This is a genomic window from Paracoccus sp. NIOT.M2S5SZ12, from assembly GCF_057748165.1.
In genome coordinates this window covers 129,701-148,439 of sequence record NZ_JBYLFR010000006.1, presented here as the reverse complement: position 1 = coordinate 148,439, position 18,739 = coordinate 129,701, and the positions used below count along the sequence as shown (strand labels likewise).

Sequence of the window (18,739 nt, the reverse complement as noted above, 5' to 3'; positions counted from 1 at the left end):
CCTCAGATGTCGATCAGCACGGTCTTCTGCTGGCGGCTGGCACGATAGGCCTCGCGGCCCAGATCCTTGCCGATGCCCGACTGGCCATAGCCCCCGGTCGGCAGGATGTGATCGCGCGAGCGGCCATAGCGGTTGATCCAGACCGTGCCTGCCCGGACCCGCCGCATCGCCCGCATGGCCCGCGAGAGGTCGCGTGTAAAGATGCCCGCGCAAAGCCCGTAGGTCGGATGGTCCGACAGGGCCATGGCCTGATCCTCGTCGTCGAAGCCCTGCAGCGTCAGGACCGGGCCGAAGATCTCCTGCAGCAAAGCGGGGCTGTCCGGGGGCAGGTCGGTCAGCAGCGTGGGGGCATAGAACCAGCCCGCGCGGTCCAGCCTCCGGCCCCCGGCCAGGACCTGCGCGCCCTGCGCCACCGCGTCCGACACGATGGCGTCGATGCGCTGCAGCTGGCGTTCCGAGATGATCGGCGAATAGGCGCTGGCCCCGTCCCAGGTGGGGCCCACGCCCGTGGGCACCAGCCGCGCGGCCAGCTTCTGCGCCAGGGCGTCGATGATGCGCCGGTCGGCGATGACGCGGCTGCCCGCCACGCAGGCCTGGCCCGCGTTGAAGGTGATCGAGCGGGCGATGGCCTCGGCCGCCAGGTCCAGGTCGGCATCGGCAAAGACGATCTGCGGCGACTTGCCGCCCAGCTCCAGCGTCATCGGCTTCATGCCGGTGCGCGCGACATTGGCCATGATGGCCTGGCCCGCACCGGTCGATCCGGTGAAGCTGACCTTGGCGATGTCGGGATGGCCGGTGATCGCGTTGCCGGTCACCGGCCCGTCGCCCAGGACCACGTTGACCAGCCCCGCCGGGATGCCCGCCTGGACCGCCAGCAGCGCCAGGCGGATCGTGGAGAAGGGGGTCATCTCGGAGGGTTTCAGCACCACGGCATTGCCCGCCGCCAGCGCCGGGCCCAGCTTCCACCCCGCCATGGAGATCGGAAAGTTCCAGGGCGTGATCGCGCCCACCACGCCATAGGGCTCGGTCACCGTCATCCCCAGGGAGGCGTCGCGGGTGGGGGCCAGATCGCCGCCCTCCTTGTCGGCCATCTCGGCGAAGAAGCGAATCTGTTCGGCGGTGACGGCGATGTCGCCGGGCGCCAGCTGCGCCACCGGCCGGGTCGAGGACAGCGCCTCCAGCTGCGCCAGATGCGGGGCGTCGGCCTCGATCAGGTCGGCCCACCGGTGCAGCGCCCGCGTCCGGTCGCGCGGCACGGCCCCGCCCCAGCCCGCCGCCTGCGCGCGCCGTCCCGACTGCACGGCGCGGTCCACCATCTCGGCATCCGCGACCGGGCATGCGGCGTATTCGGCCCCGTCCGAGGGGCGGTGCATCGTCAGCGCGCCCGCCGCCGGGACAAGCGTGCCGTCGATGACATGGCCAAGCGGCAGCGTCAGGCGGTCGGGGTCGAAACTCAGGCTCATGGCGGCCTCCGGATGGGGTTCGGGGCAGGCTAGCCCCGCCGTCGCGGCAGGATTTGCGCGATTCGCGGCCAAGGCGGCGGATCGTTCCGTTCCCACCCCCCGGCTTCGGCAGCATCTGCGCCGCGCCCCGCGCAGACTGGCCGCAAAGGAGCCACCATGAGCCTGACCGACATCCTGGCGCGCCTCGTCGCCATCCCCTCGCTGCCCGGCACGCCGAATGCGGCCATCACCGACGCGATCTGCGACCTGCTGGACCGTCCAGGCATCGCGCTGCACCGCGTCCCCACGCCCGAGGGACGCTGGAACATCCTGGCCAGCATCGGCCCCGCGGACCGCCCCGGCCTGATGCTGTCGGGCCACAGCGACGTGGTCTCGGCCGAGGGCCAGGACTGGAGCAGCGACCCCTTCCGCCTGACGGTCCGGGACGACCGGCTGGTCGGGCGCGGCACCAGCGACATGAAGGGCTTTCTGGCGGTGATGCTGGATCTGGTGCCCGGCCTGCTGGCCATGCCGCTGACCCGGCCCGTGCATCTGGCGATCTCCTGCGACGAGGAGATCGGCTGTCAGGGCGTGCCGCATCTGATCGCGCGCCTGCCCGACCTGATCGCGCAGCCCCTGGGCTGCATCGTGGGCGAGCCGTCGGGCATGGCCCCGGTCCTGGCCCACAAGGGCAAGCGCACGGTGGAGGTCACCTTCACCGGCCGTCCCGGCCACAGTTCGGACCCCGCGCAGGGGGTGAACGCCATCTATCCCGCCGCGCGCCTGGCGCTGGCGGTCGAGGCGTTGGCCGCACGGCTGCGGCGTGACGGCCCGTTCGATCCGGCCTTCGATCCGCCCTGCACCACGCTGCAGGCGGGCGTGATCGCGGGCGGCACGGCGGTCAACATCATCCCCGACCACGCCCGCCTGCTGATCGAGGCGCGAAGCATCCCCGACCAGCCCGCCGAGGCGATCATCGCCGATCTGCTGCGCGACCTGCCGCCCGAGGCGGCGGTCCATCTGCGCGCCAGCTATCCGTCGCTGCGCCCCGCGGCCGATCCCGCGCTAGCGCGGCGCCTTGCCGCGCTGACGGGCCGGGCGCCCATCGCGGCGGTCAGCTACGGCACCGAGGCAGGCCTTTTCGCGCAGGCCGGCATCCCCGCGGTCATCTGCGGCCCAGGCTTGATCGAGCGTGCCCATCGCGCCGACGAGTTCGTCCTGACCGCCGAACTGCAGGAGGCGCGCCGCGTCCTCCACGCCATCGTCCGTGACCTGTGCACCGACCCTGCGGCGCCGGGTCCGACGGCACGGGGCAGGGCAGCAGACGGGCCGAACCTTGTCCTCCGCTGACGGCGCGATCGCCTAGTTGCGATGCCGTTGCAGGCTGTCCGGGTTCTTCAGCGCCGCGACCCAGGCCCCCGGCGCGAATGCCGTGGCCGAAGGTCGATCAGCAACGGGTCAACCAATTCCTTGGCATGGCGGTCGGTCGCCTGCAACGGCATTGCCCGCCAATGGATCCGCGTTGAGTGTCAGTCCCTCGATCACGGCTCATGTGCCAGTGTCCAGAGCCGCTGCATCGAATGAGGTGACGCCCGGATCGGGAACCGAAATTGTGACGGTAATCAGAATTATGTTTCGCGCACCCCATATTCCCGGTAGGCCCGTCGTATGCAGCGGCCGCATCGTGATTTGAGCGTGAGATCGGCGATCAGGATCGGCTTTCGAGGCAGGACGACCGAGAGCGTTCTGGCGGAGAAACCGTGACAATCGCGCGACACAGGAACCAAGGACATCACATCCCCGTCGTCCCGACAGCCGACCTGAACCGCGCGGCCTCTGGGGTCCGGGATGCTGGGGCCGCGACTGCGTACGGGACGCGACACGCAGATGGCCTTGTCGCGTCACAAAATCGGGAGAGCCGGACGCTGGATGGAATCAACCCGCCGGAACTAGCGTGATGACGGCGCCCGCTCGATCTCGATCGTCATGTGCGACAGGTCGTGGATATGCGAGAGCTTGGCACGATAGGCGTCCAGCGACAGCGGCGCCGTCGAACGTATCGCCGCGATCCCGGCGCGCTGCCCCGGCCCCAGCTGCCAGACGTGAAGGTCGGTGATCATGTCCGTGTCCGTCTCGAGGGCGGCGCGGATCTCGTCGGGCAGGTCCTCGTCGGCCGGCACATAGTCCAGCAGGACCCGCCCGGTGTCGCGGATCAGGCCCCATGACCACCGCGCGATGACCAGCCCGCCGACGATCCCCATGGCCGGGTCCAGCCGGTCCCAGCTGTAGAGGCTGCCCAAGGTCAGCGCGCCGATCGCCAGGACCGAAGTCAGGGCATCCGCAAGGACATGCATGTAGGCGGCCCGGAGGTTGTTGTCCGGCGCATGGGCGTGCCAGTGCGAATGCCCGTGCGCATGCTCATGCGAATGGTCCTCGCGCAGCAGCCAGGCGCAGAGCAGGTTGACCGCCAGGCCGATCACGGCCACCACGATGGCCTGCCGGAAATCGATCTCGACCGGCCGGTAGAAGCGCATCACGCTCTCCCAGGCAATCAGCAGGGCCACCAGGGCCAGCACGACGGCGCTGGCGAAGGCCGCCAGATCGCCCACCTTGCCGGTGCCGAAGGTGAAGCGGCTGTTGCCGGCGTTGCGCCGCGCATAGCGATAGGCCAGCGCCGCGATCAGCATGGCCCCGGCATGGGTCGACATGTGCCAGCCATCCGCGACCAGCGCCATGGAGCCGTAAAGGGTCCCGGCGGTGATTTCGACGACCATCATGGCGGCGGTGATCGCGATGACCAGCCAGGTGCGCCGTTCGTTCCGGTCGTGATTCCCGCCCAGATAGACGTGGTCGTGCGGCGTGGCGAAGCGCGCGGGGTCGAGGCTCATTTCAGATAGGTCCTGATGACGGAGATCAGCTCGCCCGCGGCCTGGGCGCGTTCGGGGTCGGGATCGTGGTCCGGGTCCGCGACATGGGCGCGGATGTGATCCTCGATCAGCTCTCCGGTCAGGCCGCCGATGGCGCCGCGGATAGAGGCGACCAGGTTCATCACCTCCCCGCAGGGGGCACCGGCCTCCAGCTGCCGTTCGACGGCCTCGATCTGCCCCTTGAGGCGACGGACGCGGGCCAGAAGCCTAGCCTGATGGTGGGATACATGGCTCATAGGCATAGGGGTATACCCTATACTCGGAATTCGCAACGGCGTTGTGCGCGACCCCTGCCGCGGGTCGGTTTCCGGCGATACGCTGCTCAACTCCCGCGCTGTCATCGAGGTCGACACACAGCCGCCGACCCAATCGCCGGCCGGTAGCCATCTTCCCGAAAGAGCGACCCGATACTGTCCCATGCCCGCCCCGCGGCCCATCTCGTCCACCGGATCGGCTGGCTGCGCGCCGCCGTGATGGGGGCGAATGGCGGCATCGTCTCGACCGCCTGCCTGATCGTCAAAGTGGCCGCCGCCAGCGGCGATCGCGGCCAGATCCTGATCGCGAGGATGGCCGGGCTGGCGGCGATCGTGTCCGCAGCGACCTTTGCGGCGGGCGCGGCGCTTGCCGCTCGGCACGGCGGCGGTGGCGCCGGACGGGGCGATCGCCGTTTGGGTCACGGGGGCCACGCTGCTGGCGCGGGCGGGGCCGGGGGCGGTCGGCGCGCGCGCCGGGGGCGCGGGCATGCGGCGCGGAACGCAGCGGGTGCGGGTCTGGGGCGCGATGGCCATGGCCGCCACCGCGGCGGTCGGGCATATGTTCGCTGTCGCCGCAGCGTGACCTCCGTCGCCTTGCCGATGCGACGGGGGCGAATTGTAAGGTTGGCGCAAGCTGGGGCGGGCATGGATGCCGGCATCGAAACACCGATGACGGAGCGTTCCATGCGTACCCCCCTTGCTGCCCTGATCCTGGCCGGTCTGGCCTTTCCGCCCTTGCCGCCGAGCGCTGCGCCGTGCGGCAGGCCGACTGGCGCCCGGTCGAGGAGCTGACCGCCGATCTGACCGCGAAGGGCTGGACCGTCAGCAACGTCAAGACCGAGGACGGCTGCTATGAGGTCTATGGCCATGATGCCGACGGCAAGCGGGTCGAGACCTTCTTCGACCTCGCCACCTTCGAGGCCGTGGGCGATGACGACTGAGCGTGTCCGCGTGTGGGACGGCTTTGTGCGGCTGTTCCACTGGTCGCTGGTCGCGGGCATCGCCACGGCCTGGCTGACCGCCGACGGGCCGAAGGTCCTGCATGAGGGCGTGGGCTATGCGATCGCCGGGCTGATCGCGCTGCGCGGGGTCTGGGGGCTGATCGGCCCCCGCCATGCCCGGTTCGCGGATTTCATCCGCGGCCCGCGGCCGGTCCTGGCCTATCTGCGCGACCTGCGCGCCGGGCGCGAACGCCGCTTTCTGGGCCACAACCCGGCGGGCGGCGCGATGATCCTGGCGCTGTTGCTGACGGTGACGGGGACCGCGCTGACCGGCTGGCTGCAGACGACCGACGCCTTCTGGGGATCGTCCGCGATGGAGGAGATCCATGAGGCCCTGGCCACGCTGATCCTGGTGCTGGCGGGGCTGCATGTCGCGGGCGTCCTGGTCGAGAGCCTGCGCCACCACGAGAACCTGGTCCTGTCCATGCTGACCGGCACCAAGCGCCCCCTGTCCGACCGGGACCGCCCGTGAGGCGGTGGGCCGCAGTGATTTTGGCTCTGTCGATTCTTGCCGTTATTGTCGGCGGCGGATGGGCTGCGTGGCTGCAGCAAAACGGCAACCTGCATGCGGTGCTGGAGGGCGAGGTCTACCGATCGGCCCAGCCCTCGGCAGCACAGCTTGTGGAGTGGACGGCGGCGTACGGGTTTCGCAGCGTCCTGAACCTGCGCGGGCCGTCGGATGCAGACTGGTATCGCGCCGAACGGCAGACCGCCGCGCGCCTGACCCTGACGCATGCTGACTTCGCCATGCGTGACAGCGAAATCCTGACGCTAGACCGTGCCGCTGCGTTGATGGCCCTGATGAAGGCCTTGCCCAAGCCGGTGCTGATCCATTGCAAGGCCGGGGCCGACCGGACGGGACTGGCCGCGGCGCTGCTTCTGGCAGGTGCAGGTCGGGGCGAGGCAGAGGCCGAGGCGCAGATGTCGTTCCGCTACGGCCATGTCTCGCTGCCGGTCAGCGCGGCCTGGCCCATGGATCAGAGCTGGGAGGCGATGGAGTCCTCATTCGGCTTTGACAGCTGACCCCTTCTCCGCCCGAGGCAGCCGAAGCGTAACTTTGGCGCGGCCCGCCTCCATCGCGTAATCGACCGCGATGCCCTGTGCGCCCGCGATCCGCGCGATGATGGCCAGCCCCAGCCCCGCCCCCTGAGAGCTGGCCGACTTGTCGAATGTCGCGTGCCGGAACGCCGCCCCCGGCCCGACCGCATTACCGACCGTCAGCACCGGCCCGGCCGCAATCACCACGCGGATGTCGCCCGCCCCGTGATCGGCCGCGTTGCGCAGCAGGTTGCGCAGGATCAGCGCCAGCGCGTCGGGATCGACCGCGACGGGGGCCGCCGTCATCTCTCCGTCGTCGAAGCGCAGGGGCAGGCCCAGATCGTCGATGACCATTCGCGCCACGCGGATCAGATCGCAGGGGCCCGCACCGGGCGATCCGGCCTCGGCCCGCGACAGCTGCAGCAGGCGGTCCACCAGATGTCCCATCCGGCCAAGCGCGCCCGCCAGCCGCCCCGCCGCCGCCCCGCCGCCGCCCCGTCGGCCAGCCCCGCCGCGATCAGCTGCGCCTGGCCCGACGCGGCGGCGATGGGGGTGCGCAGCTCATGCGCGGCATTGGTGGCGAACTGGCGCTCCGCGTCGATCCGGGCGCGGATGGTGTCCAGATAGCCGTTCAGCGCCTGCGGGATGGGGGCCAGCTCGACCGGCAGGTCGGGCGCATCGACCGGCGACAGGTCCTGCGCGTCCCGGCCGCGCAATTCGGTCGCAAAGCGCGTCGTGGGGCGCAGCGCCGATCCGACCGCGCGCCCGATGGCCAAGGGCGCGGCCAGCAGCACCGGCAGCATCAGCGCCACCAGCCAGATCAGGCTCTCGCGCAGCTCGTCGCGGCGCCAGGCGGTGGTGTGGCCGACCTCGACCACCAGGCCGCTTGCCGGATCGCTGAGCCGGAAGACCCGCCAGCCAGCCACGTCCTGCCCGCCATCGGCCGCGACCGGGGTCCAGGGGGCCTCGGTCACCGCCACGCCCGCGTCGATGACGCGGATGGCGCTGTCCTCGGGGAGCACCGCGCCGACCTGCCCGCCGCCCTGATACAGCGCCATCGACAGCCGGGCCGAGGCGGCCAGGCTGTCATCCATCAGCTCGGACATCTCGTGCGAGATCACCGTCGCGGCCAGCGCGACCCCCGCCAGCCAGGCGGCGCAGGCCCCCAGCCCACCCGGCGGACCAGCCGCCCGCGCCGGGACCACGGCCGCGTCACGGGATCAGGTATCCCAGGCCGCGCCGGGTCTGGATCGCGTCGGCCCCCAGCTTGGCCCGCAGGCGCGAGACATAGACCTCGACCGCGTTCCCCTCGATCGCGTCGTCGAAGGCATAGAGCCGGTCCTCCGGCGCCTGCTTGGACAGCACCCGGCCCCGCGCAGACAAAAGCGCGTCGAACAGCGCCCATTCGCGCGAGGTCAGGCGGATCTCGGTCTCGCCCCTGAACAGGCGGGCGCCGGCGCGGTCCACCCGCAGCCCGCCCAAGCGGCTCTCGGTCGCCGGATCGCCCGTGGCGCGGCGGGCATTGGCGCGCAGCCGCGCCTCGATCTCGGCCAGGTCATAGGGCTTGACGACATAGTCGTCCGCGCCCGCATCCAGCCCGGCGATGCGTTCGGTGATCTGGTCGCGCGCGGTCGCGATGATCACCGGCACGCGGTTGCCCGACCGCCGCTGTTCGCGCAGCAGCACCAGCCCCGAGCCGTCCGGCAGCGCCAGATCCAGCAGGATCGCGTCGAAACCCGCCACCTCCAGCGCCGCCCGCGCCGTGTCCAGGTCCGGCGCATGATCGACCGCATGGCCCTGCGCGCGCAGGTAGCGGACCAGCGCATCGGCGATGTCGGCCTCGTCCTCGATCAGCAGCACACGCATCGGATCTCCTTCCGTTGCGCCCAGACATGGCCGGGCCACGCGCCCGGATCAACGGAAATCGCGCCTCACGGCGTCGTGATGCGCGGCCGGGGGCCTGTAAGCCTGCTGCAAGCTTCGCCCGCCAGACGGGGGGCATGAACCACGCAAAGGTCCCGCCATGCAAGCCCTGCGCCACCTGTCCGACCACGCCATGCGCCTGCAGATCCTGCCGCCGTCGGACCCCGGCTGGCAGCCCGCCGCCCGGATGATCGAAGGCCATTTCCGCGACAGCCATGGCGCCGCCATGACCCTGCCCGCGGTGCCTCTGGCCGTGGCGCGGTCGGCCGCGGGGGCGGTGCTGGGGGCGGCGGGGCTGCGCGATGCGGCGACCGGCTTCTTCTCCCAGGTCTATCTGGACCGCCCGGTGGCGGACCTTCTGTCGGAGCGCAGCGGCGGCACGGTCCGCGACGGTGACATCCTGGAGGTCGTGTCGATGGCCTGCCCCCGCCCCATCGCCACCCTGCCCCTGATCGAGGCGATCGCCGCCGAAGGCCGCCTGCGCGGCAAGATCTGGGGCCTGTTCACCGCCACCGCCGCGCTGGTCGCGATGCTGCGGTGGACCGGCGTGCCGCTGCTGGCGCTGGCGCCGGCGCGGGCCGAATGCCTGCCCGAGGCGGCCTGCTGGAGCCGCTATTACGACACCGACCCCTGGGTCTGCGCGCTGGCCGAACGGTCCGAACCGCTGCGCTTCATGCCCCGCCCCCTCAGCAAGGTGGCCGCCCGATGACACCGATCTTCGACGCCCTCGCCCGCCATGCCCGCCAGCGGCCCGGTGCCACCGCCTTCCGCGACGGCGAACGCCACATCACCTGGGCGGGCCTTGCCCAGGCTGTCGGTCGCGCCGCCGCGGGCTTTGCCGACGGCCCCCGCACGGTGGGCCTGCGCCTTGCCGGGCTGGACTATGTCGTGGCCGATCTGGCGGCGACCCTGGCCGGATGCCGGGTGGTGCCGGTGCCGGGCTTCTTCTCGGCCGGGCAGGTGGGTCACCTGCTGGCCGATTCCGGGGCCGTGCTGATCGACCGCCTGCCGCGTTCGGATGCCGCGCTGCCGCTGGATTATGCGGGCGGTGCGGACCGGGTGATCTATACCTCGGGGACGAAGGGACGGCCCAAGGGGGTCGTGCTGGGCGACTGCCAGCTGAGTGCCCAGACCCGCGCGCTGGCGGCGGCCATCGGGGCCGACCCCCGCGACCGCTATCTGTCGGTCCTGCCGCTGTCGCAGCTGCTGGAGCAGATCTGCGGTATCTTCGTGCCCGTGCTGACCGGCGCCGAGACCGTCATCCTGGCCGAGGGGTCGGCCTGCCTCTTCACCGGCGACGGCACCGCCCTGGCGCGTGCGGCCGCCGCCTGCCGCCCGACCGTCACCGTGCTGGCCCCGCGCCAGTTGACGCTGTGGGTCGCAGCCCTGCGGCAGGGCGCGCAGGCGCCCGACAGCCTGCGCTACATCGCTGTGGGCGGCGCGCCGGTCTCTCCGGCGCTGCTGGCCGAGGGCTATGGCCTGTCCGAGGCGTCATCGGTCGTGGCCATGACGCCTGCGGGCGGCACGGCGATGCGGCCCCTGGACGGCGCGGAGCTGCGCATCGAGGACGGAGAGATCGTGGTCGACGGCCCCGCCGTGATGTCGGGCTATCTGGGCCATGCGCCCCATCGCGGGCCATGGCGGACCGGCGATCTGGGCCGGCTGGAGGGCGGGCGGCTGACCGTCCTGGGGCGGCGCGACGCGATGATCCTGCGCGCCTCGGGGCGCAACATCGCCCCCGAATGGGTCGAGGCCGCGGCCCTGGCCGATCCGGCCATCCCCGCCGCCGCCCTGATCCTGACCGGGGACGACCGGCTGATGCTGGTCCTGGCCGTCACGGGCAGCCCCCACATGGCGGCGCTGACGGCGCGTCTGGCCGCCCTGCCCGACTATGCCCGCCCCGACACGCTGGTCTTTGCCGACCCGCGCGAGGCCGGGCTGATCCGCGCCTCCGGCACCGCCGACCGGCAGGTGGCCGCGCGCATTGCCCGCTGCCCGGGGGCGCTGCTGGTGCCACTGCCCGGTCCCGCGGCGACCGCCAGGGCCACGGCGTGATCCTGGTCGGCCGCCGCGCGGGGCCGCTGGAACAGACCGCGGCGGGGCTGCGCGACGCGCTGATCCTGCCCGCCGATGTCACCACCCCCGACGGGCGCGCCGCCATCGCACGCGCGGTCGCCGAAACCGGGCTGGACATCCTGATCAACAATGCGGGCATGGTGCCTTCGGGCGCGGCCGACACCGCCGACGACGCGCAGATCGCGGCCACGCTGGCGCTGAACCTGGCCGCGCCCATGGCGCTGACCCGCGACCTGCTGGGACCGCTGACGGCCAGCCGGGGGCAGGTCGTGAACGTGGGCTCGGTCTTCGGCGATATCGGGTTTCCGTATTTCGCGCTCTATTCCGCGTCCAAGTTCGCGCTGCGGGGCTGGTCGGACGCGCTGCGGCGCGAACTGGCCCCGCGCGGCATCGCCGTCACCTATCTGGCGCCGCGCGCGACGCGGACCGATGCGGCGCAGGGCTTTGACGCGCTGATCGGGCCGATGGCGATGACGCTGGACAGCCCGGACGCCGTCGCGGCCCATGCCTGGCGCGCCATTACCGCGCGCCGGCGCGAGCAGATGCCCGCCTCGCGCGAGCGGCTGTTCGTGGTCCTGCAACGCCTGCGCCCCGGCCTGATCGACCGGGCGCTGATGCGCCTTGCCCGCGACCCGGCGGTCATCGCCGCCGCCACCCTTCCCAAGTGATGAGGATCCCCATGAGCTACAACATCCTGCGCCACCGCGACCATCCGGGCGGCCTGACCGATCCGGGGCTGCTGGCCACCATCCGCGAGGACCTGGCCCGCGACGGCTGGACGCTGCTGCGCGGCTTTCAGCCCGACATGGAGGCGTTCTCGGGCGTGGTGACGACGCTGTGCCGCCGCGTGACCTTCGATCCGGCGCGCAGCCACAGCACCGACACGACGCAGATGGTCGATGCGGGCCTGGGCCCCATCGGCCTGCATATCGAGAACGGCAACACGCCCCGCTGCCCCGACATCGTGACCTTCTTTGCCCAGACCGCCGCCTTCGAGGGCTCGCAGACCACCATCTGCGACGGCCGCGCGGTCTGGGACCGGTTCGACGATGCGCTCCAGGCCCGCTGGTCGCAGCGCATGACCGTCGAACGCGTCCTGCCCGAGGCGCTGTGGAAACGCTATCTGGCGAACGAGCACCCGGCCATCTCGGACCCGGCGCAGGTCACGATGGAGCATGTCCTTCAGTTCAAGGCGGCGATCCCGGATCAGGACTTTGCCCTGCACCCGGACGGCTCGCTGACCTATCGCCTGACGCTGGACCCGGTGCGCCCGTCGGCCTTCGGCGGAGAGACGCGCGGCTTTGCCAACGCCGTCCTGGGTCCGTCGCACAACTATCAGCCGCCGCGCTATGCCATGGCCGACGGCACCGAGGTGACCCCGGAGGAGATCGAGGAGATCCGCGCCCTGGCCGAGGAGGTCACGCACGAGATCAACTGGCAGGACGGCGACATCGCCATCCTGGACAACACCCGCGTCATGCATGGCCGCCGCGCCATCGCCGACGCCAACCGCAACCTGTTCATCGGTATGGGAACCATCTGACATGAAACCCCGCATGACCCGCCTTCTGTCGCTGCTGACCGCGCTGGCCCTGGCGCCCGCCGCCATCGCATCCCCCGGCGCCAGCGTCCCCGCCTCCGGGCGGCTGGCCTTCGACGTGATCCGCAAGGACCGCGACATCGGCGACTATGTCGTCACCTTCCGCGGATCGGGCGACGACGTCACCGTGGACATCGCCACCGACGTACATGTCCGGGTGCCGGTGATCGGCGTCAGCGCCTATCGCTTCACCCAGACCAGCACCGAGACCTGGCGCGGCGGCCGGCTGGCCGGCCTGACCTCGCGCACGGATGACAACGGCACGCCGCATGACATCACGGTGGGCGCGACCCCGCTGATCCCGGCCAGTCTGTGGAACGCCGACATGGTTCGGTCGCAGGCGGTGCTGAACACCATCGACGGCAGCACCGACCCGATCAGCGTCAGCAATCTGGGGACCGAGAACGTGGCCACCGGGTCCGGCACGGTCGCGGCCACCCATTACGCGCTGCGCGGCGGGCTGAACCGCGACCTGTGGTATGCGGGCGCGACGCTGGTCCATGTGCGCTTTGCCGCCGAGGACGGATCGCAGGTCGATTACGTCCTGCGGTGACGCGGTCGCGGGCGGCGGGGGCGGTTTTGCATGGCAGGCCCCCGCCGCCTTGTGCATGGTGTCCCGGCACGGCCCGTCCGCGGGTCCCAAACGCCGGAAAGGGCCCCCATGCGCCATGACGTCCTGTTGATGACCCCGACCCGCCCCGAAGCCCTGGCCCGGCTGGAGGCGGGCTATGCCCTGCACCGGCTGGACCGGGCGGACGATCCCGATGCCCTGCTGGACCGTCACGGTGCGAAAATCCGCGCCATCGCGGCCATCGGCCATGTGCCCATCGACGCGGCCCTGCTGGAGCGTCTGCCCGCGCTGGAGATCATCAGCTGCGGATCGGCGGGATATGATGCCTTCGACACCGATGCCATCGCCGCGCGCGGCATCGCGCTGACCAACGCCTCTCCGGCGCTGGCCGAGGAGGTGGCCGACATGGCGCTGCTGCTGGCGCAGATGGGCTGGCGCGACATGGTTGCAGCCGATGCCTGGGTGCGCCAGGGGGACTGGGCGCGCACGGGGTCGTTCCCGTTGCAGCGGTCCTTCCGCGGGCGCAGGCTGGGCATCGTCGGCATGGGGATGATCGGGCAGAAGATTGCGGAACTGGCTGGGATGCTGGGCCTACGGGTCGCCTATTGGAACCGCCGTGACAAGGGGATCGACCTGCCGTTCCAGCCCGACTTGGTGGCGCTGGCCGCCGACAGCGACATCCTGATCGCCATCGTCGCGGCCGGGGCCGGGACGCAGGGGCTGATCTCGGGGGAGGTGCTGGAGGCGCTTGGGCCTCAGGGGCTGTTCGTCAACGTGGCCCGCGGCAGCGTGGTGGATGAGGAGGCGATGATCGCCGCCCTGCAATCGGGCAGGCTGGGGGCGGCGGCGCTGGACGTCTTTGCCTCGGAACCCGACCCCGATCCGCGCCTGACCGCGCTGCGCAACGTCACCCTGTCGCCGCATCAGGGCTCGGGGACGGTGCAGACGCGCGACGCGATGGCCGCGCTGATGGTGGACAATCTGGACGCCCATTTCGCCGGGCGGCCGCTGATCAGCCCGGTGGTGCCGGCGTGACGCGGGTCGCCCGGATCACCGCGTCGCGGATGCGCGCGGCCAGGGGCGACAGCGGGCGGCGGCGCAGCGACAGCAGGTAATAGGGCGCCACCCGGATATCCAGCGGGTGGTCCAGCAGCGCGAATCCCGCATTGACCGGCGGGCGCATCAGGAGCTGCGCGACCTCCTCCGAGATCGAGGCGATCGCGTCGCCCTGCACCAGATAGGCGATGGTGAACAGGATCGAGGGGCTGTTCACGATGTTGCGCGGCTCGGGCAGGCCCGCGGCGGCAAAGGCCTCCACCGTGGCTTCGCGGATGGGGGCGCCGCGGGACTGCATGATCCATTCCTGGTCGTGCAGATCCGCCAGCCCGACCCGCGCCGCCCCGGCCAGCGGATGGCCCGCCCGCACGCAGAAGGTCACCTTCTCGTCGCGCAACGGCGTGATCTGGAATTCGCGGCTGTCAAAGTCCGGCAGGATGCGGGCCAGCGCGAAATCCATCTGCCCCAGGCTCAGCTGACCCAGCAGCTCGCGCGAGGGCATCACGTCCACGGTGATGTCGGCCTCGGGCGTGTCGCGCTTGATCGCGCGGATCGAGGCGGTCAGATAGCCGACCGCGGGTCCCGTCACCGCGCCCACATGCACCGACCCCGCCTGCCCGCCGCGCAGGGCGTTCACGTCCTCGGCCATGCCCTGCATCTCGCGCAGGATCACCCGCGCGCGGCGCAGGACGGTGGTGCCGATCTCGGTGGGCGACATGCCCTTGGGCTGGCGGATGAACAGGGGCGCGCCGCATTGCCGCTCGACCTCGGCCAGCATGCGCGATGCGGCGGGCTGGGTCATGGCGCAATGGGCGGCAGCCTGCTGCAGCTGGCCGGTCTCGGCGATCTCCAGGATCAGGCGCAGGGGGGCGGGCTTCAGATGCAGATGGGGCGACATGCGGTTTCCGGTATGCTGATCGTCGTCAATCTCATTTTACTGATATGCGGACGCTTTGCTATCGTCCTGATGAAGCCCCCGCAGAGGGGCCGCACAGGGGCGGCGCCACGGCGCCGATAGGGAGGGTAACATGACATTCAACACCGCCGCGGTCGCGCTGGCGATCGGAACCTCGTGGCTGGCCTTCGGCGCCGCGGCCCAGACCGTGGGCATCTCGATGCCGACGCAATCCTCGGCCCGCTGGATCGACGACGGCAACAACATGGTCCGCCAGTTCCAGGAGGCGGGCTACGAGACGACCCTGCAATATGCCGAGGACGACATCCCCAACCAGCTGGCCCAGGTCGAGAACATGATCTCCCAGGGCGTCGACGTGCTGGTCATCGCGGCCATCGACGGGACCACGCTGTCGAACGCCCTGGCCAATGCCGCCGCCTCGGACATCCCGGTCATCGCCTATGACCGGCTGATCCGGGATTCGCCGGATGTGGATTATTACGCGACCTTCGACAATTTCAGCGTGGGGGTTGAGCAGGCCAATTCCCTGGTCGCGGGGCTGGAGGAGCGCTTCCCCGACGTGACGCCCTGGAACGTGGAGCTGTTCGGCGGCAGCCCGGACGACAACAACGCCTATTTCTTCTATGACGGCGCGATGTCGGTCCTGCAGCCGCTGATCGACGAGGGCCGCATCAGTATCCCGTCGGGGCAGATGGGCATGGACACGGTCGGCACGCTGCGGTGGGACGGCGCGGCGGCGCAGGCGCGGATGGATAACCTTCTGTCCGCGAACTACACCCAGGCCGCGGTGCATGGCGTTCTGTCGCCCTATGACGGGCTGTCCATCGGCATCCTGTCCTCGCTCAAGGGGGTGGGCTACGGGTCGGGCGACCAGACCATGCCCATCGTCACCGGCCAGGACGCCGAGATCCCGTCGATCAAGTCGATCCAGGCGGGAGAGCAGTATTCCACCGTCTTCAAGGACACGCGGGAACTGGCCCGCGTCACCGTGGGCATGGTCGATGCCGTCCTGAAGGGGACCGAGCCCGAGGTGAACGACACCGAGACCTATGACAACGGCGTCAAGGTCGTGCCCTCCTTCCTGCTGGAGCCGGTGGGCGTCGATGCCTCGAACTGGCAGCAGGTGCTGATCGACAGCGGCTATTACACCGCCGAACAGCTGCAATAGGGCGCGTCGGGCCGTCCCCCGCGGGCGGCCCGGACCGACGGGAGGAGAGCCATGGGCGCGCTGTTGCGGATGGACCGGATCACCAAGACCTTTCCGGGGGTCAGGGCGCTGGACGATGTCAGCCTGGAGGTCGCCGAGGGCGAGATCCACGCCATCTGCGGCGAGAACGGCGCGGGCAAGTCCACGCTGATGAAGGTGCTGTCGGGCGTCTATCCGGCCGGCAGCTATGAGGGGCAGATCACCTATGACGGCCGCCCCGCCGCCTTCCGGTCCATCCGCGACAGCGAGGATCTGGGCATCATCATCATCCACCAGGAGCTGGCTTTGGTGCCGCTGCTGACCATTGCCGAGAACATCTTCCTGGGCAATGAACGCAGCCTCCGCGGCGTCATCGACTGGCCCGAGACCTTCCGCCAGACCGAGGCGCTGCTGGCCAAAGTCGGCCTGCGCGCCGCGCCCGGCACCCGCGTCGACACGCTTGGCGTGGGCCAGCAGCAGCTGGTCGAGATCGCCAAGGCCCTGTCCAAGAACGTGCGCCTGCTGATCTTGGACGAACCCACCGCCGCCCTGTCGGAACGCGACAGCCAGGCGCTGCTGGACCTGCTCTTGGAGCTGAAGGCGCAGGGGGTCACCAGCATCATCATCAGCCACAAGCTGAACGAGGTCCGCCGCGTGGCCGACAGCGTCACCGTCATCCGCGACGGCGCCACCATCAGCACGCTGGAGGCGCGCGGCCTGACCGAGGACCGCATCGTGCGCGACATGGTGGGCCGCGACATGGCGCATCGCTATCCCGAACGCCAGCGCCGCGCGGGCGACGTGGTGTTCGAGCTGCGCGACTGGAGCGTGGGGCATCCCGAACAGCGCGACCGCCGGATGATCCACGGCCTGTCCATGCAGGTCCGCGCCGGAGAGGTCGTGGGCATCGCGGGGCTGATGGGCGCGGGCCGGACCGAGCTGGCCATGAGCGTCTTCGGCCGCAGCTGGGGGCGCGACATCTCGGGGCAGGTGCTGATGCACGGGCGGCCGGTCGACGTCTCCACCGTGGACCGGGCCATCGCCGCGGGGCTGGCCTATGTGACCGAGGACCGCAAGACCCTGGGCCTGATCCTGGAGGAGACCGTGCGCCGCAACACGGTCCTGGCCAATCTGGGCGCGGTCGCCACGCGCGGCGTCGTCGATGACGGGCAGGAGACCGCGGTGGCCGAGACCTATCGCCGCTCGCTGCGCATCCGCACGCCCTCGGTGTTCCAGAAGGTCGTGAACCTGTCGGGCGGCAATCAGCAGAAGGTGGTGCTGTCCAAGTGGCTGTTCACCGATCCCGACCTGCTGATCCTGGACGAGCCCACGCGCGGCATCGACGTGGGCGCGAAATACGAAATCTACAGCATCATCAACGACCTCAGCGCGGCGGGCAAGGCCGTCATCCTGATCTCGTCCGAGATGCCCGAGCTGCTGGGCCTCTGCGACCGGATCCATGTGATGAACCAGGGCCGCTTCGTGGGCGAGCTGGCCGCCGCTGATGCCAGCCAGGAAGCGATCATGTCGCTGATCGTCAGGGAATAGGGAGCCGACATGACGGACCGGACCGACCTTGCGCCGCGCATCGGCATCGGCGCCTATGTGGCGCGCCACATCCGCGAATACGGCCTGCTGGTCGCGCTGATCGCGATCATGGCCTTCTTCCAGATCGTGACGGGGGGCGTTCTGCTGCGCCCCGTCAACATCACCAACCTGTTTTTGCAGAACAGCTACATCATCATCATGGCGCTTGGGATGCTCTTGGTGATCGTGGCGGGGCATATCGACCTGTCGGTCGGCTCGGTCATGGGCTTTGTGGGCGCCTTGGCGGCGGTGATGATCGTGACGATGGGCCTGCCGGTCTGGCTGACCATGGCGGTCTGCATCCTGGCGGGCATGGCGATCGGCGCGGTGCAGGGCTATTTCGTGGCCTATTGGAGGATCCCCTCCTTCATCGTCACGCTGGCGGGGATGCTTGTCTTTCGCGGGCTGTCGCTGTGGCTGCTGGCCGGGCAGTCGGTCGGCCCCTTCCCGCAGAGCTTTCAGCTGCTGTCCACCGGGTTCATCCCCGACCTGATGGGGGTGGGCCGTCCGAACGGGCTGGCCCTGGCCTCCGGCGTGCTGGCCGTGGGGCTGATCCTGTGGATCGGGCTGCGGGGGCGGGCGCGCAATGCGCGCTACGGCACCGATGATGAGCCCTTCGCGCTGTTTCTGGCCCGCAACGCCGTCATCGCCGCCGCGATCCTGTTCGTGACCTGGAAGCTGGCCTGGTTCCGGGGCCTGCCCAACGTGCTGCTGTCGATGGTGGTGCTGACGGTGATCTATGTCTTTTTGACCGAGCGCACGACCATCGGTCGGCGCATCTATGCGGTGGGCGGCAATGCCAAGGCCGCGAAACTGTCCGGCATCCGGACCGAGCGGCTGACCTTCCTGACCTTCGTCAACATGGGGATGCTGGCGGCGCTGGCCGGGCTGATCTTCGCCGCGCGGCTGAACACCGCCACCCCCCGCGCGGGCTTCGCGGTCGAGCTGGACGTGATCGCCGCCGTCTTCATCGGCGGGGCGTCGATGTCCGGCGGCGTGGGGCGCATTGTCGGCGCCGTCACCGGCGCCTTCATCATGGGGGTGATGAACAACGGCATGTCCATCATGGGCATCGGCATCGACTATCAGCAGGTCATCAAGGGCCTGGTGCTGCTGGCCGCCGTCTTCTTCGACGTCTACAACAAGAACCGCGAGGCCTGAG

Annotated in this window: 21 protein-coding genes; 14 read left to right on the top strand and 7 right to left on the bottom strand. The window is 70.5% G+C overall.

Features of this window, described 5'->3' with window-relative positions:
- Positions 1-2 precede the first annotated feature (2 nt).
- The gene (locus tag AC2SGK_RS07660) at positions 3-1,463 is read right to left on the bottom strand and encodes an aldehyde dehydrogenase family protein (RefSeq protein ID WP_488322998.1); all 1,461 of its coding nucleotides are present in this window, start codon (positions 1,461-1,463) and stop codon (positions 3-5) included.
- A gap of 156 nt (positions 1,464-1,619) precedes the next feature.
- On the opposite strand from AC2SGK_RS07660, the gene argE reads away from it, so the two are divergent.
- On the top strand, positions 1,620-2,792 hold the full coding sequence (gene argE / locus AC2SGK_RS07655) for an acetylornithine deacetylase (protein ID WP_488322997.1): 1,173 nt from the start codon (positions 1,620-1,622) through the stop codon (positions 2,790-2,792).
- Between the two features lie 599 nt (positions 2,793-3,391).
- Here the strand turns inward: argE and dmeF are convergent.
- Both dmeF and AC2SGK_RS07645 read right to left on the bottom strand, forming a co-directional pair.
- A complete protein-coding gene (dmeF, locus tag AC2SGK_RS07650; protein ID WP_488322996.1) occupies positions 3,392-4,330 on the bottom strand; it encodes a CDF family Co(II)/Ni(II) efflux transporter DmeF in 939 nt (312 codons plus the stop codon).
- Positions 4,327-4,605 (bottom strand): metal/formaldehyde-sensitive transcriptional repressor, encoded by a 279-nt coding sequence (locus AC2SGK_RS07645; protein ID WP_411840403.1) that lies wholly within the window; start codon positions 4,603-4,605, stop codon positions 4,327-4,329. The genes dmeF and AC2SGK_RS07645 overlap by 4 nt, the downstream gene beginning before the upstream one ends.
- 385 nt (positions 4,606-4,990) lie before the next feature.
- Here AC2SGK_RS07645 and AC2SGK_RS07640 point away from each other — a divergent pair, with 385 nt between their 5' ends.
- The 4 genes from AC2SGK_RS07640 to AC2SGK_RS07625 all read left to right on the top strand — a co-directional run bounded on the left by AC2SGK_RS07640 (position 4,991) and on the right by AC2SGK_RS07625 (position 6,647).
- Positions 4,991-5,206 carry a hypothetical protein gene (locus AC2SGK_RS07640; protein WP_488322995.1) on the top strand — a complete coding sequence of 72 codons (216 nt, stop codon included), beginning with the start codon at positions 4,991-4,993 and terminating at the stop codon, positions 5,204-5,206.
- A 172-nt stretch (positions 5,207-5,378) separates the two neighbouring features.
- Positions 5,379-5,564 (top strand): PepSY domain-containing protein, encoded by a 186-nt coding sequence (locus AC2SGK_RS07635; RefSeq protein WP_488322994.1) that lies wholly within the window; start codon positions 5,379-5,381, stop codon positions 5,562-5,564.
- Entirely contained in the window at positions 5,554-6,096 is a 543-nt protein-coding gene (locus AC2SGK_RS07630; protein ID WP_488322993.1) for a cytochrome b/b6 domain-containing protein, read from the top strand. The genes AC2SGK_RS07635 and AC2SGK_RS07630 overlap by 11 nt, the downstream gene beginning before the upstream one ends.
- 14 nt (positions 6,097-6,110) lie before the next feature.
- Positions 6,111-6,647: a tyrosine-protein phosphatase gene (locus AC2SGK_RS07625; protein ID WP_488322992.1), complete on the top strand. Its 537-nt coding sequence runs from the start codon at positions 6,111-6,113 to the stop codon at positions 6,645-6,647.
- Here the strand turns inward: AC2SGK_RS07625 and AC2SGK_RS07620 are convergent.
- The 3 genes from AC2SGK_RS07620 to AC2SGK_RS07610 are packed head-to-tail and all read right to left on the bottom strand — an operon-like array spanning position 6,627 to position 8,528.
- Positions 6,627-7,097 carry a sensor histidine kinase gene (locus AC2SGK_RS07620; protein WP_488322991.1) on the bottom strand — a complete coding sequence of 157 codons (471 nt, stop codon included), beginning with the start codon at positions 7,095-7,097 and terminating at the stop codon, positions 6,627-6,629. The two genes, AC2SGK_RS07625 and AC2SGK_RS07620, sit on opposite strands and share 21 nt — an antisense overlap.
- Positions 7,031-7,867 carry a histidine kinase dimerization/phospho-acceptor domain-containing protein gene (locus AC2SGK_RS07615; protein ID WP_488322990.1) on the bottom strand — a complete coding sequence of 279 codons (837 nt, stop codon included), beginning with the start codon at positions 7,865-7,867 and terminating at the stop codon, positions 7,031-7,033. Before AC2SGK_RS07615 ends, AC2SGK_RS07620 begins: the two co-directional genes overlap by 67 nt.
- A 7-nt stretch (positions 7,868-7,874) precedes the next feature.
- Positions 7,875-8,528 carry a response regulator transcription factor gene (locus AC2SGK_RS07610; RefSeq protein ID WP_488322989.1) on the bottom strand — a complete coding sequence of 218 codons (654 nt, stop codon included), beginning with the start codon at positions 8,526-8,528 and terminating at the stop codon, positions 7,875-7,877.
- 157 nt (positions 8,529-8,685) lie between these two features.
- On the opposite strand from AC2SGK_RS07610, the gene AC2SGK_RS07605 reads away from it, so the two are divergent.
- From AC2SGK_RS07605 to AC2SGK_RS07580, 6 genes are all read left to right on the top strand, one after another.
- Positions 8,686-9,294 carry a thermostable hemolysin gene (locus AC2SGK_RS07605; protein ID WP_488322988.1) on the top strand — a complete coding sequence of 203 codons (609 nt, stop codon included), beginning with the start codon at positions 8,686-8,688 and terminating at the stop codon, positions 9,292-9,294.
- Positions 9,291-10,640 (top strand): AMP-binding protein, encoded by a 1,350-nt coding sequence (locus tag AC2SGK_RS07600; protein WP_488322987.1) that lies wholly within the window; start codon positions 9,291-9,293, stop codon positions 10,638-10,640. Before AC2SGK_RS07605 ends, AC2SGK_RS07600 begins: the two co-directional genes overlap by 4 nt.
- On the top strand, positions 10,637-11,329 hold the full coding sequence (locus AC2SGK_RS07595) for an SDR family NAD(P)-dependent oxidoreductase (protein WP_488322986.1): 693 nt from the start codon (positions 10,637-10,639) through the stop codon (positions 11,327-11,329). The genes AC2SGK_RS07600 and AC2SGK_RS07595 overlap by 4 nt, the downstream gene beginning before the upstream one ends.
- Positions 11,330-11,340: 11 nt before the next feature.
- Positions 11,341-12,204, top strand: coding sequence for a TauD/TfdA family dioxygenase (locus AC2SGK_RS07590; protein ID WP_488322985.1), 864 nt, complete (start codon positions 11,341-11,343; stop codon positions 12,202-12,204).
- Between the two features lie 13 nt (positions 12,205-12,217).
- On the top strand, positions 12,218-12,814 hold the full coding sequence (locus AC2SGK_RS07585) for a DUF6134 family protein (RefSeq protein WP_488322984.1): 597 nt from the start codon (positions 12,218-12,220) through the stop codon (positions 12,812-12,814).
- Positions 12,815-12,922: 108 nt separating this feature from the next.
- Entirely contained in the window at positions 12,923-13,867 is a 945-nt protein-coding gene (locus AC2SGK_RS07580) for a 2-hydroxyacid dehydrogenase (RefSeq protein WP_488322983.1), read from the top strand.
- Here the strand turns inward: AC2SGK_RS07580 and AC2SGK_RS07575 are convergent.
- Positions 13,845-14,786, bottom strand: coding sequence for a LysR family transcriptional regulator (locus AC2SGK_RS07575; RefSeq protein WP_488322982.1), 942 nt, complete (start codon positions 14,784-14,786; stop codon positions 13,845-13,847). The two genes, AC2SGK_RS07580 and AC2SGK_RS07575, sit on opposite strands and share 23 nt — an antisense overlap.
- Positions 14,787-14,916: 130 nt before the next feature.
- On the opposite strand from AC2SGK_RS07575, the gene chvE reads away from it, so the two are divergent.
- The 3 genes from chvE to mmsB are packed head-to-tail and all read left to right on the top strand — an operon-like array spanning position 14,917 to position 18,738.
- A complete protein-coding gene (gene chvE, locus AC2SGK_RS07570) occupies positions 14,917-15,972 on the top strand; it encodes a multiple monosaccharide ABC transporter substrate-binding protein (protein WP_488322981.1) in 1,056 nt (351 codons plus the stop codon).
- Between the two features lie 51 nt (positions 15,973-16,023).
- The gene (gene mmsA, locus AC2SGK_RS07565; RefSeq protein WP_488322980.1) at positions 16,024-17,538 is read left to right on the top strand and encodes a multiple monosaccharide ABC transporter ATP-binding protein; all 1,515 of its coding nucleotides are present in this window, start codon (positions 16,024-16,026) and stop codon (positions 17,536-17,538) included.
- Positions 17,539-17,547: 9 nt separating this feature from the next.
- Positions 17,548-18,738 (top strand): multiple monosaccharide ABC transporter permease, encoded by a 1,191-nt coding sequence (gene mmsB / locus AC2SGK_RS07560; RefSeq protein WP_488322979.1) that lies wholly within the window; start codon positions 17,548-17,550, stop codon positions 18,736-18,738.
- The last annotated feature ends 1 nt before the right edge of the window (position 18,739 follow it).